We start from the raw sequence: 12,061 nt of genomic DNA on the forward strand, positions 1-12,061 counted from the left end.
GCGATGGCAATTCAACTTAAAACCGCAGAACAATTACAAACCATGCGTCGTGCTGGTTTAGTTGTCGCTGAAATTCATAAAGCAATTCGCGAGGTAATTAAGCCTGGAATGATGACAAGCGCGCTAGATGCGGTTGCAGAGGCGGTTATTAAGCGCAATGGTGCAACCTCTAACTTCAAGGGTTATCACGGCTTTCCAGCAACCATTTGTGTATCTATTAATGATGAGATCGTTCATGGAATTCCAGGAGATCGTGTCATCAATGATGGAGATGTTGTCTCTGTTGATTGTGGTGCAATTGTTGATGGCTGGCATGGAGATGCTGCATTCACAGTCACATTAGGAACCGTTGATCCTGAAGATCAAAAGATGATGGATGTTTGTGAAGAATCAATGTGGCGAGGAATTGCAGCTGGAAAGAATGGTGCAAGACTTTCCGATATTGGTCATGCAATTGAGGAGTACACAAAGTCGCAAGGTAAGTATGGAATTTTGCAGGAGTACGGTGGACATGGAATTGGTACAGAGATGCACCAAGAGCCACATGTTTTAAACTTTGGAAAACCTGGTAACGGTCCAACAATTACACCGGGATATGTTTTAGCGATTGAACCGATGATCACTCGTGGTTCTGCACGCACCAAAGTTCTTGCCGATGACTGGACTGTTGTATCAGCAGATAAGTCGCGTGGGTCACACTTTGAACACACCTATGCGATTTTGGACGATGGAAAACCATTTGTCTTAACAGCCTTTGATGGTGGTCGTGAGCGGTTAACCCCCCTTGGCGTTGAGGTCTCAGACTTACTGAAGTAACGAAATTTCGTTACCTATTTGGTACCTCCTTTTACTTACTAAATCCCTTATCAGGCACTAGTTTTTCCGTATCCCGAACCCTCGGGGGCATGACAATACGGAGAACTCATCGATGAGAAAAAACTCTTTAATTCGTCTAGCTGTTGCAGCAACTGCAGTTGCTGTTCTAGCTGGCACAACACTTCCGGCACAGGCTGCGGTTAAGCCAGCTGCTAAAGCAACTATCGGAGATGACTGCACACAGGCATCAATTGGTAAGACTGCTGCAGGTCGCGGTGTTGATGGAACAGATCTAACATGTCTTGTAGTTACTACTGGTTCATACAAGGGCCAAGCAAAGTGGTGGTACAAAGATGTTAAGCCTCTAAAGAATCTTGATTGGACAATCCCAGCGAACCCAGGTGGATACTCACTTACCGCTGATGCGATTACAGATTCACTAAAAGCTGAAGGACTACTAGGCGCAACTACATCTGTGTACAAGCCAGGTGCTGGTGGAGCTGTTGGTCTTGGAGCTTTCCAAGAGATCAAGGGCAAGCCAGAAGCTGCAATGGTTACAGGTATTGCAATGACTGGTGGACTTTACTCAAACAAGTCAAAGCTAAATCTGCTTGACTCAACACCAATCGCAAAGATCCTTCGCGAATACGATGGAATCGTTGTACCTGCATCATCTAAGTACCGCACACTAAAGGCACTACTTGATGATCTTGCTGCAAAGCCAAACGGCGTTTCAATCGCTGGTGGTAGCAAGGGTGGAATCGATCACCAAGTAATTGGTTTGCTTGCACAGAAGGCATCAATCGATCCAACAAAGTTGAACTATGTAGTGTTCTCTGGCGGACCTGAAGTTATTACTTCACTTCTAAGCGGATCAACACAAGTTGGTATCTCAGGTGCACTTGATTTCGCACCATATGTTGCATCAGGAAAGCTTCGCTACCTTGGTGTTTCATCAGCTAAGCCACTAACTGGTATCAAGGCTAAGACATTCGTTTCACAGGGTTACGACCTCGTGTACGGAAACTGGCGTGGAATCATGGCTCCAGCAGATCTTTCAAAGGCTGATTACCTGAACTTCATCAAGGTAATTGACATCATGCACGCATCACCAGCATGGGCAGCTCAGCTTAAGAAGAACAACTGGGATAACGAGTTTGTTGCTGGAACAGCTTTCAAGACATTCCTTGAGAAGCACATTCCAGAAATCAACGGCGTTATGAAGGGTCTTGGAATCTAATTTGATTCTCGACAAAGTTACTAAGCACGGAAAGGGGGAGCTGGCATTCGCCAGCTTCCTCTTCCTGCTTGGCATTTTCGTAGCGTGGGATACATCCAGAATGGATATTCCGCAAGGTTCATCCATCGTGAGCCCGCAAACATTTCCTTACATGGTTGCTGCATTTACCTCACTTGTTGGTCTTTTCTTAATTCTTGATGTGTTGCGTGGAAATCACGGAACACCTGAAGGTGATGAGCCTGGGGATCCATTAGTTCCAATTAATTACTCAACTCTGTTGATCGTTGCCGCGGCAATCGGTTTACATGTTGTGTTGCTCGAAATTGCCGGTTACATAATTGCAGCAACAGTTTGTTTCTGGGGCGTTGCATTTGGTTTTGGTTCACGAAAGTATCTAAAAGATTTTGCAGTTAGCATCATTTTTGCCGTCGTAATTTACTTTGCATTTACAAAGGGGTTAAATATCAATCTGCCTTCAGGCATCTTTGAAGGGGTAATTGGTAATGGGCAATAGTTTCTCAATGTTGATGGATGGCTTCCAAACCGCCTTCACAGCTACAAACCTTATGTTTGGTCTACTTGGAACATTTCTTGGAACTCTTGTTGGAGTCTTGCCAGGTATTGGACCAGCACTTGCAATTGGTTTATTGCTTCCTATTTGTTTAACAGTTAATCCAACCTCTGCCTTAATTATGTTCGCCGCAATTTTTTACGGCGCGATGTACGGTGGATCAACAACCTCAATTTTGCTTAACACCCCTGGCGAGAGCGGTTCTGTTATTACCGCACTTGAAGGCAACAAGATGGCAAAGGCTGGTCGAGCAGGCGCAGCGCTTGCTACAGCGGCAATCGGTTCATTCGTGGCCGGCACCATTGCGACCTTGTTATTGGCCTTTGGCGCTCCAGTTATGGCCGATGTTGCGCTCACAATTCAACCCGCGGGCTACCTTTCTTTGATCGTTTTAGCTTTCACAACAGTCGGAACCTTGCTTGGCGCCTCTCGAATTCGCGGATTGGTAGCGCTGGCAATTGGTCTCGTTGCAGGATTAGTAGGCGCAGACCTGCAATCAGGCGCTCTTCGATTGACCTTTGGAAATATGAATGCAATCGATGGAATTGAAACAGTTACCGTAATTGTTGCGATCTTCGCATTGGGAGAAGCGCTTTATCTTGCAGCACGACATAAAGAGATTGATATGTCTGTGATCGAGATGAAGGGTAAAGCGTGGATGACACGTGAAGATTTCAGACGCTCTTGGAAACCTTGGATTAGAGGAACTTTAATTGGATTCCCATTAGGTGTGATTCCTGCAGGTGGATCTGAAGTTCCAACATTTTTATCGTACGGTGTTGAAAAGGCTTTATCTAAGAATAAAGATGAGTTTGGTAAAGGCGCTATTGAAGGCGTTGCTGGACCAGAAGCTGCAAACAATGCAAACGCTGCAGGTGTATTGGTTCCAATGCTCGCACTTGGTTTACCAACATCTGCAACAGCGGCGGTAGTTCTAGTTGCCTTCCAATCATTCAACATTCAACCAGGCCCAATGTTGTTCCAGACAAGTCCTGAAATTGTGTGGGGCTTGATCGCATCATTGTTCATTGGTAACACTTTGCTTTTGGTTCTCAATCTTCCGCTTATTCGTTTTTGGGTATTACTTCTAAAGATCCCTACCCATTACTTGTATGCAGGAATTACGACCTTTGCACTGCTTGGTGCTTATGCGCTTAATAACTCAACCTTTGATTTACAGGTTGCATTGGTCGTTGGTGCACTTGGATTCTTCTTCCGCCGCTTTGGAGTACCTATTACTCCTTTGATTATCGGTGTGATCCTTGGACCATTGGCTGAATTGCAGTTCAAGCGTGCACTTCAGATTAGCCAAGGTGATTGGAATATCCTGATTGCTGGACCATTCCCAAAGATCATTTACTCAATCTTGATCCTTGTAATCATCGGACCGCTGATTTGGAACTTCAAGAAGAAGTTTGCTGTAAAGAAGTAAATGGCGGCAGAGAAGCTTTTGCCGTGGGCTAAGCCTCTTCTGCTCTCTTCTACCCTCACGCAAGCAACAATTTACGTTCTTCGCCCGATGATGACCTATCGGGCGATTGAACTTGATGCAAACAGCGCCCAGATCGGTTTAATCGCTGCGCTATATGCGCTATTTCCAGTTTTACTTGCACTGCAATTTGGATCATGGGTTGGAAAGCTTGGTGAAGCAAAGTTCATTTTGCTTGGCACAGTAGCGATGCTTGTTACTTCATTTGGGCTGGTGTTTGCAAACTCATTAGTTGCACTTGGAATTGCAGCAGCTGCATCTGGTTTAGCTCACCTTGCGTGCATGGTTGGAGGGCAATCGATGGTTGCACTGCGTGCACCTGCCGAAGGTCTTGACCGATACTTTGGGTTTTATACCTTTAGTGCATCACTTGGTCACATGCTCGGACCAATCGCAGCTTCAATTGTTGCTGGATCAAATGGAACACTGCCGCGATCGACATCTAATGCATTTTTGCTAGGTGTTGTTTTAACAATTATCGCGATCGCCCCAGTTATTAAATGGCGCAATGAACGCCCAACTGTTTCTGGTAAGACTAATAGCGAAGGCACTTATAAGGCCGCGTTCAAATTAGTCAAGCGTCCCGGAATCTTTGCCGCTATCTATATTTCACTTGCAATTTCATCGGCGGCAGATGTACTCGTAGTTTTCTTGCCCTTGTTCGGAACTGAAAATAACTTTTCCCCATATGCAATCGGAGCGATCCTGGCGATACGAGCAGGAACAACTATGTTGTCCCGCTTTTTCTTAGGTCGATTAAGCGAAAGATTCTCGACCTTCCAATTGTTGTGGTGGAGCACGATCATTTCAGTTGTTTCATGTGCAGCGATGGCCTTTGCGCACACTCCGCTGGCACTTGGTGCGATTGTTTTTGTTGCAGGATTTTCATTAGGCGTAGGTCAGCCATTAACAATGTCCTTGGTTTCTCAAAAAACTGAAAGCTCTGAGCGAGCATTGGCAGTTTCCGCCCGATTAATGGGAAATCGTTTTGGACAGTTCCTGGTGCCAGCGGCAGCGGGTGCGGCTGCAGCGGCATCTGGGGCAGGGGCGGTATTTATCGGCCTGGCGGTGCTCTTGGGTAGCTCGATTTTCAGCGTAAAACGCAATTGATCTGTGGCCTGAATTACAGCGATGTAGTTCAGATAAGCGGATTTCCCTTATTTGAGCCCGCCCCCTAAACTACGAGTTCGCTTGTTTCACGCTTAAACAGAAATGTAGGTACAGCTTGGCTAAAAAAGATGGCGCCATCGAAATGGAAGGCACCGTTGCTGAAGCTTTACCTAACGCAATGTTTCGCGTGGAGCTAACTAACGGACATAAAGTCCTTGCTCACATAAGCGGCAAGATGCGAAAGAACTACATTCGTATTCTTCCTGCCGATCGTGTGATCGTGGAAATGAGTCCGTACGACCTAACTAAGGGTCGAATTATTTATCGTTATAAGTAACAAGGGGAGCAATAGACATGAAGGTTAATCCAAGCGTTAAGAAGATTTGCGATAAGTGCAAAGTCATTCGCCGCAAGGGTCGCGTCATGGTGATTTGCGAAAACCTGCGTCACAAGCAACGCCAAGGCTAATCAATTTAACGGCAGTACAACTTAATAAATAACTCGTATTACGACTTCATTTCGATGAAGACCTTTGGACTGGTAGGCCAGAGAACAGTAATGCGGAGGACCTCCAGATATAGATAGGTAGATACATGGCACGTCTCGTCGGTGTCGATCTTCCACGCGAAAAGCGTTTGGAAATCGCACTCACTTATATTTTTGGAATGGGTCTTACCCGTTCTCAAAAAACATTAGCAGCTACTGGCATTAGTCCAGATATTCGCGTTAAGGATTTGCAAGAAGCAGATCTAGCAAAGCTTCGCGAATACATCGAAGCAAACTTCAAAATCGAAGGTGACCTTCGTCGTGAAATTTCTGGCGACATTCGTCGCAAGGTTGAAATCCAGAGCTACCAAGGTATTCGTCACCGCAAGGGACTACCTGTTCGTGGTCAGCGCACACATACAAATGCGCGTACACGTAAGGGACCTCGTAAGGCAATTGCAGGTAAGAAGAAGGTGACTAAGTAATGGCCGCTCCAAAGACTAAGACTGCTACGGCAGCTAAGGGCAAAGTTAAGCTTCGTAAGAAAGAGAAGAAGAACATTGCAGTTGGTAAGGCGTTCATTAAGAGCACTTTCAACAACACAATTATTTCTATTACAGACCCAACGGGCGCTGTAATCTCTTGGGCTTCATCAGGCCAGGTTGGTTACAAGGGCTCACGTAAGTCAACTCCATTCGCAGCACAGCTTGCAGCAGAAGCAGCAGCTCGTCGCGCACAGGAGCACGGCTTAAAGAAGGTTGATGTATTTGTTAAGGGACCAGGTTCTGGTCGCGAAACAGCAATCCGTTCATTGCAAGCAGCAGGCCTAGAAGTTGGAGCCATCTCAGATGTAACTCCAGCTCCACACAATGGCTGCCGCCCACCGAAACCACGTCGAGTTTAAGGAAGGAAGAGAATAAATGGCTCGTTATACCGGAGCAGACTGCAAGCGTTGCCGTCGCGAAAAAGTAAAGCTCTTCCTTAAGGGCTCAAAGTGCGATGGACCAAAGTGTCCGATCGAATCACGTCCTTATCCACCAGGACAGCACGGCCGTGGCCGTTCAAAGGAATCTGAGTACCTATTACAGATGCGCGAAAAGCAAAAGTGCGCACGTATTTATGGTGTTCTAGAAAAGCAGTTCCGTGGTTACTACGAAGAGGCTAACCGCAAGCAGGGTAAGACTGGTGAAAACCTTCTTGTCATTCTTGAGACACGTCTCGACAACGTTGTGTTCCGTGCAGGCTTTGCAAAGAGCCGCGACATGGCACGTCAGCTAGTTCGTCACGGTCACTTCTTGGTAAATGGTAAGAAGGTAAACATTCCTTCATTCCGTGTCTCTGCAATGGACATCATCGATGTTCTTCCAAAGTCATTGGATCTAACACCATTCATCGTTGCTAGCGCAGAGCTTGGCGAGAAGGCAGTACCGGCATGGATGGAGGTTGTTGGTTCACAGATGCGAATCATCATTCACTCAGTTCCTGCTCGTGCAGTCATCGACACACAGGTTCAAGAGCAGCTAATCGTTGAACTTTATTCCAAGTAATTTTTAAAAGTCCTTGGTGTAAAAACCAACGGACATGCGGGCAGTACTTAGTAGGGCCCCTGATTGAAGGATCAGGGGAAAGAGCGGAAATCAAATAGTGGATTTCCCCGAATGAAGAGGAGCAGCAGTGCTAATTGCACAACGTCCAACTCTCAGCGAAGAAGTAGTTTCTGAGCATCGCTCACGGTTCATCATTGAGCCACTAGAGCCAGGCTTTGGTTACACACTTGGCAACAGCATGCGTCGTACATTGCTTTCATCTATTCCAGGTGCAGCAGTTACAAGCATTCGCGTTGCAGGTGCACTTCACGAGTTCACGACTCTTGAAGGCGTAAAGGAAGATCTCACCGATATCGTTTTGAACATCAAGAACTTGGTGCTTTCATCAGATAACGATGAGCCAGCTGTTGTTTACATCCGCAAGTCAGGTGCCGGTGCAGTTACTGGTGCAGATATTGCAGTTCCAGCAGGCGTAGAAGTTCACAACCCTGAGCTTCACATTGCAACACTTAACGGCAAGGGCAATCTTGAGATTGAACTTACAGTTGAGCGTGGTCGTGGTTACGTAACCGCTGTACAGAACAAGCAAGCAGGCGCAGAGATCGGTCGCATTCCTGTTGACTCAATCTATTCACCAGTTTTGAAGGTTACATACAAGGTAGAAGCAACTCGCGTTGAACAGCGCACAGACTTCGATCGCCTTGTTGTAGATGTAGAAACAAAGCCATCAATGAAGCCACGCGATGCTGTTGCATCAGCTGGACGCACATTGGTAGAACTTTTCGGACTTGCACGCGAACTAAATCTTGATGCAGAAGGTATCGAGATGGGGCCATCTGTTATGGATGCAGCGCTCGCAGCAGATCTTGCTCTTCCAATTGAAGATCTAGATCTAACAGTTCGTTCATACAACTGCTTGAAGCGCGAAGGCATTCACACAGTTGGAGAGCTAGTTAACCGTTCAGAGGCTGACCTGCTTGATATCCGTAACTTTGGTTCAAAATCAATCGATGAGGTCAAGGCAAAGCTTGTCTCAATGGGAATGTCTCTCAAGGACAGCCCAGCTGGTTTCGATCCAACCCAACATCAGAACTACAACGCATCAGTCGACGATGATTTCGTCGATGCAGAGCAGGCCTAGGAGATAAGAAATGCCAACACCAAGTAAAGGTCCTCGTCTGGGTTCAGGCCCATCACATGAGCGACTACTTCTACGCACACTCGCAGAGCAGTTGTTCGAGCACGGCAAGATCACAACAACAGAGGCAAAGGCTAAGCGCCTACGTCCATTAGCGGAAAAGTTAATTACTTTCGCTAAGAAGGGTGATCTAGCTGCACGTCGTCAGGTCATGGCACAGATTCAGAACAAGAGCGTTGTACACACTCTGTTCACTGAAATCGGACCAAACTTCGCAACTCGTGAAGGTGGCTACACACGTATCACTAAGGTCGGTCCTCGCAAGGGTGACAACGCACCTATGGCAGTAATTGAATTAGTAACAGAGAAAGCTAACTAAGTCTTTAATCCTTAGAAATTATTCTCATGACGGAACCCACTCTCTACCCTGAGAGTGGGTTTCTTCGTTTACGGATTGATCTTGCATACGACGGAACAAATTTTTATGGCTGGGGAAAGCAACCAGATCGTCGTTCGGTGCAAGAAGAGGTTGAAAAAGCGATCGCGAAGATTTCACAAAGCAAGATTGACAGCATTGTTGCAGGACGCACCGATGCAGGTGTTCATGCAACTGGTCAGGTAATTCATGTTGATGTTCCAGACACCATTGTCTTAGAAGAGCTTGGCTACAAATTAAATCGAATTCTCGATACCGATGTTCGAATCATGAATGTATCTATCGCTCCGCCTGCATTCCACGCACGTTTTTCAGCACTTCGCCGTCACTACACATACAAAATATTGGATGCCAACCAAGTTATTTCACCACTGCATCGATTTGATGTTGCGTCTTGGTATCGCCCGCTAGATGTCGATCTGCTCAACCAAGCCAGCGCCTTGTTATTGGGCGACCATGATTTTGCGGCGTACTGCAAGTTCCGTGAAGGTGCTACGACGATCCGCCAGTTACAACGATTTGAGTGGATTCGCGATGCCGAAGGGTATTTAGTCGGCGATGTTGTGGCCGATGCATTCTGTTATTCAATGGTCCGAAATTTGGTCGGCGCAGTTGTCTGTGTGGCCGATGGACGGTTCGGCCCAGAATGGATCGAGCAGACCCTGGCGAACAAGGTTCGAGTCTCAGACAGCTTGGTCTTCCCGGCCTGTGGTCTGACCCTGCGCCAGGTCGATTACCCATCAGATTCAGAGCTTTTGGAGCGGGCGGCAAAAACTGTGGCGCGTCGTGAAGCCCAAGATTCCGAGTAGAGGCGTATAAGGGCCATTTTGACCCCTGAGCCTGACGCGGGTACCCTTACTCCTCTGCGCTTGAAAAGGCGCCGTCAATATAAACTGAAAAGAAGGTAGGCAAAAGCGTGCGTACATACAGTCCAAAAGCTGGTGATGCGGTCCGTAACTGGCACATCATCGATGCACAAGATGTGGTCTTGGGCCGTCTTGCAACACATGCTGCAGTTCTACTTCGCGGAAAGCACAAGCCAACATTCGCGCCACACATGGACATGGGTGACTTCGTTGTTGTTATCAACGCAGAAAAGATTGCGTTGTCAGGTAACAAGACAACTCAGAAGTGGTCTCACCATCACTCAGGTTTCCCAGGCGGCTTAACATCAACTGTTTACGGCGAGCTACTTGAGCAGCACCCAACACGCGCAGTTGAAAAGGCGATCAAGGGAATGCTTCCAAAGAATTCACTCGGTAAGCAGATGGCCTCAAAGCTAAAGGTGTACGCAGGTCCAGAGCACCCACATGCTGCACAAGCACCAAAGCCATATGTATTCAATCAAGTTTCACAAATCGTGAAGTAAAGGAACAGTAAATGTCAGAGAACACAGCAATCATCGACAACGAAGAAGCTCCTACTTCATACTCATCTTCAACACCAGCACCAGCAACTAACCGTCCAGCAATCAAGGCACCAGGTGCAGGTACTGGTCGTCGTAAGGAAGCTGTTGCACGTGTTCGTCTTGTTCCAGGAACAGGTCGTTGGGTTGTTAACGGTAAGACTCTTGAAAACTATTTCCCAAACAAGGTTCACCAACAACTAGTGTCAGAACCATTCCGCACAGTTGGTGCTGAGAATCAGTACGATGTTTTTGCACGCATCAATGGTGGTGGAGTTTCAGGTCAAGCTGGCGCACTTCGTCTAGGTGTTGCACGTTCACTCAACCAGATTGATGAAGAAGCAAACCGTCCAGCACTTAAGAAGGCTGGATTCCTTTCACGTGATGCACGTGTTATTGAGCGCAAGAAGTACGGTCTTAAGAAGGCTCGTAAGCGTTCTCAATACTCAAAGCGTTAATTCACTTTTACCAAAGGAGTTCCAATGGCGCTATTTGGCACCGATGGAATCCGTGGCTTAGCCAATCGTGATCTGACCGCAGAACTCGCATTAGATGTTTCTGTTGCTGCTGCACATATATTGGTAGAAAGCTCATCAAATAAGGATCATCGCCCGACTGCAATCGTTGGGCAGGATTCACGCGCATCAGGTGAGTTTCTAGAAGCAGCTGTAGTTGCTGGTCTAACAAGCGCTGGAATCAATGTGTATCGCGTTGGAGTTTTACCAACCCCTGCGGTCGCACACCTGGTTGCTGAATCAAAAGCTGATCTTGGCGTAATGATCTCTGCTTCACATAACCCAATGCCAGATAATGGAATCAAATTATTTGCTCGTGGTGGTGGCAAGTTAGATGATGCGATCGAAGCACGCATCGAAGCTCGTATGGGTGAGGATTGGGAACGCCCAACAGGTCGCAATGTTGGTCGCGCAATTAATGATGACACTGCAACAGAGCGCTATCTGAAGCACCTGCTTGCTTCAGTAAACACTCCACTAAAGGGATTAAAGATCGTTGTTGATTGTGCAAATGGAGCATCCTCACATGTTGCACCTGAAGCGTATCGACGTGCAGGTGCCGAAGTTATTGCAATCTTTAATCAACCAGATGGCTGGAACATCAATGATGATTGCGGTTCAACACATTTACATCAGCTACGCGCAGCGGTTCTCAAAGAAGGCGCCGATGTCGGTATCGCTCATGATGGAGATGCAGATCGCTGTTTAGCAATTGACGCTTTAGGTAATGAGATCGATGGCGATCACATTCTTACAATTTTAGCTCGTGGTTTTAAAGCTCGCGGAGTACTGAAAAATGACACTGTTGTTGGCACTGTAATGAGCAACCTTGGATTTATGCATGCAATGAAGGAAGCTGGAATTAATGTTGTAACAACACCAGTTGGCGATCGCTATGTTCTAGAAAACATGATCGCAAATGATTACTCACTAGGTGGAGAACAATCTGGCCATGTCATTATGCGCGAACTTGCAAACACCGGTGATGGAATTCTTACAGCGTTACAACTGCTTCAAGAGGTAGTTCGCACAGGAAAGAGCTTGCAAGAGCTTGCAGCAACAATGGTTCGGTTCCCACAAGTTCTAATCAATGTTAAAGATGTTGCTAAAGATAAGTTGCCACAGTCATCTGTAATTGCAGATGCAGTGAAGGCCGCTGAAAGCCGTTTAGGTGATTCTGGGCGAGTTTTATTGCGAGCATCTGGAACAGAGGCGCTGGTAAGAGTCATGGTAGAAGCCTCCAGTGATAGCCTTGCGCAAGAAGTTGCACAGCAGCTTGCAGATATAGTTAAAAACGAACTGAGGTAA

At 46.7% G+C, this 12,061-nt stretch carries 15 protein-coding genes and 1 pseudogene; all 16 read left to right on the plus strand.

The genetic code is table 11. The features are described from left to right. Positions 1-3: 3 nt before the first annotated feature. A complete protein-coding gene (gene map / locus AC8GFU_RS01225) occupies positions 4-816 on the plus strand; it encodes a type I methionyl aminopeptidase (protein ID WP_506626689.1) in 813 nt (270 codons plus the stop codon). A gap of 112 nt (positions 817-928) precedes the next feature. Continuing rightward, complete coding sequence (locus AC8GFU_RS01230) at positions 929-2,056, plus strand: Bug family tripartite tricarboxylate transporter substrate binding protein (RefSeq protein WP_506626690.1); 1,128 nt, start codon at positions 929-931, stop codon at positions 2,054-2,056. A 100-nt stretch (positions 2,057-2,156) separates the two neighbouring features. Continuing rightward, entirely contained in the window at positions 2,157-2,570 is a 414-nt protein-coding gene (locus AC8GFU_RS01235; RefSeq protein WP_506626691.1) for a tripartite tricarboxylate transporter TctB family protein, read from the plus strand. After that, complete coding sequence (locus AC8GFU_RS01240; RefSeq protein ID WP_506626692.1) at positions 2,560-4,059, plus strand: tripartite tricarboxylate transporter permease; 1,500 nt, start codon at positions 2,560-2,562, stop codon at positions 4,057-4,059. Before AC8GFU_RS01235 ends, AC8GFU_RS01240 begins: the two co-directional genes overlap by 11 nt. After that, the gene (locus tag AC8GFU_RS01245) at positions 4,060-5,226 is read left to right on the plus strand and encodes an MFS transporter (protein ID WP_506626693.1); all 1,167 of its coding nucleotides are present in this window, start codon (positions 4,060-4,062) and stop codon (positions 5,224-5,226) included. Positions 5,227-5,341: 115 nt separating this feature from the next. Then, positions 5,342-5,563: a translation initiation factor IF-1 gene (gene infA / locus AC8GFU_RS01250; protein ID WP_445821684.1), complete on the plus strand. Its 222-nt coding sequence runs from the start codon at positions 5,342-5,344 to the stop codon at positions 5,561-5,563. A gap of 17 nt (positions 5,564-5,580) precedes the next feature. Next, positions 5,581-5,694, plus strand: coding sequence for a 50S ribosomal protein L36 (gene rpmJ / locus AC8GFU_RS01255; RefSeq protein WP_017955275.1), 114 nt, complete (start codon positions 5,581-5,583; stop codon positions 5,692-5,694). Positions 5,695-5,819: 125 nt separating this feature from the next. Then, positions 5,820-6,197, plus strand: coding sequence for a 30S ribosomal protein S13 (gene rpsM / locus AC8GFU_RS01260; RefSeq protein ID WP_445821685.1), 378 nt, complete (start codon positions 5,820-5,822; stop codon positions 6,195-6,197). After that, the gene (gene rpsK, locus AC8GFU_RS01265) at positions 6,197-6,616 is read left to right on the plus strand and encodes a 30S ribosomal protein S11 (RefSeq protein ID WP_506626694.1); all 420 of its coding nucleotides are present in this window, start codon (positions 6,197-6,199) and stop codon (positions 6,614-6,616) included. Before rpsM ends, rpsK begins: the two co-directional genes overlap by 1 nt. A gap of 16 nt (positions 6,617-6,632) precedes the next feature. Next, on the plus strand, positions 6,633-7,259 hold the full coding sequence (gene rpsD, locus AC8GFU_RS01270) for a 30S ribosomal protein S4 (RefSeq protein WP_506626695.1): 627 nt from the start codon (positions 6,633-6,635) through the stop codon (positions 7,257-7,259). A gap of 127 nt (positions 7,260-7,386) precedes the next feature. Next, positions 7,387-8,400 carry a DNA-directed RNA polymerase subunit alpha gene (locus AC8GFU_RS01275; protein ID WP_506626696.1) on the plus strand — a complete coding sequence of 338 codons (1,014 nt, stop codon included), beginning with the start codon at positions 7,387-7,389 and terminating at the stop codon, positions 8,398-8,400. Between the two features lie 10 nt (positions 8,401-8,410). Further along, positions 8,411-8,764 (plus strand): annotated as a pseudogene (gene rplQ, locus AC8GFU_RS01280) (50S ribosomal protein L17); the annotation flags it as partial. A 38-nt stretch (positions 8,765-8,802) separates the two neighbouring features. Next, positions 8,803-9,642, plus strand: coding sequence for a tRNA pseudouridine(38-40) synthase TruA (truA, locus tag AC8GFU_RS01285; protein ID WP_506626697.1), 840 nt, complete (start codon positions 8,803-8,805; stop codon positions 9,640-9,642). A 107-nt stretch (positions 9,643-9,749) separates the two neighbouring features. After that, a complete protein-coding gene (gene rplM / locus AC8GFU_RS01290; RefSeq protein WP_506626698.1) occupies positions 9,750-10,202 on the plus strand; it encodes a 50S ribosomal protein L13 in 453 nt (150 codons plus the stop codon). Between the two features lie 11 nt (positions 10,203-10,213). Further along, positions 10,214-10,696, plus strand: a complete 483-nt coding sequence (gene rpsI / locus AC8GFU_RS01295) for a 30S ribosomal protein S9 (RefSeq protein WP_506626699.1) — start codon at positions 10,214-10,216, stop codon at positions 10,694-10,696. 24 nt (positions 10,697-10,720) lie between these two features. Next, positions 10,721-12,061, plus strand: a complete 1,341-nt coding sequence (gene glmM, locus AC8GFU_RS01300) for a phosphoglucosamine mutase (RefSeq protein WP_506626700.1) — start codon at positions 10,721-10,723, stop codon at positions 12,059-12,061.

Origin of the sequence: Planktophila warneckei (SeqCode) (assembly GCF_965234675.1) — a bacterium.
GTDB lineage: Bacteria > Actinomycetota > Actinomycetes > Nanopelagicales > Nanopelagicaceae > Planktophila > Planktophila warneckei.

What these genes read in the sequence shown, in the direction of transcription:
- AC8GFU_RS01235 (WP_506626691.1), top strand. Translation starts at nt 2,157, where the DNA reads ATGGATATTCCGCAAGGTTCATCCATCGTGAGCCCGCAAACATTTCCT.
- rpsM (WP_445821685.1), top strand. Translation starts at nt 5,820, where the DNA reads ATGGCACGTCTCGTCGGTGTCGATCTTCCACGCGAAAAGCGTTTGGAA.
- rpsD (WP_506626695.1), top strand. Translation starts at nt 6,633, where the DNA reads ATGGCTCGTTATACCGGAGCAGACTGCAAGCGTTGCCGTCGCGAAAAA.
- glmM (WP_506626700.1), top strand. Translation starts at nt 10,721, where the DNA reads ATGGCGCTATTTGGCACCGATGGAATCCGTGGCTTAGCCAATCGTGAT.
- map (WP_506626689.1), top strand. Translation starts at nt 4, where the DNA reads ATGGCAATTCAACTTAAAACCGCAGAACAATTACAAACCATGCGTCGT.
- rpsK (WP_506626694.1), top strand. Translation starts at nt 6,197, where the DNA reads ATGGCCGCTCCAAAGACTAAGACTGCTACGGCAGCTAAGGGCAAAGTT.
- rpmJ (WP_017955275.1), top strand. Translation starts at nt 5,581, where the DNA reads ATGAAGGTTAATCCAAGCGTTAAGAAGATTTGCGATAAGTGCAAAGTC.
- AC8GFU_RS01240 (WP_506626692.1), top strand. Translation starts at nt 2,560, where the DNA reads ATGGGCAATAGTTTCTCAATGTTGATGGATGGCTTCCAAACCGCCTTC.
- AC8GFU_RS01245 (WP_506626693.1), top strand. Translation starts at nt 4,060, where the DNA reads ATGGCGGCAGAGAAGCTTTTGCCGTGGGCTAAGCCTCTTCTGCTCTCT.
- rpsI (WP_506626699.1), top strand. Translation starts at nt 10,214, where the DNA reads ATGTCAGAGAACACAGCAATCATCGACAACGAAGAAGCTCCTACTTCA.
- truA (WP_506626697.1), top strand. Translation starts at nt 8,803, where the DNA reads ATGACGGAACCCACTCTCTACCCTGAGAGTGGGTTTCTTCGTTTACGG.
- AC8GFU_RS01230 (WP_506626690.1), top strand. Translation starts at nt 929, where the DNA reads ATGAGAAAAAACTCTTTAATTCGTCTAGCTGTTGCAGCAACTGCAGTT.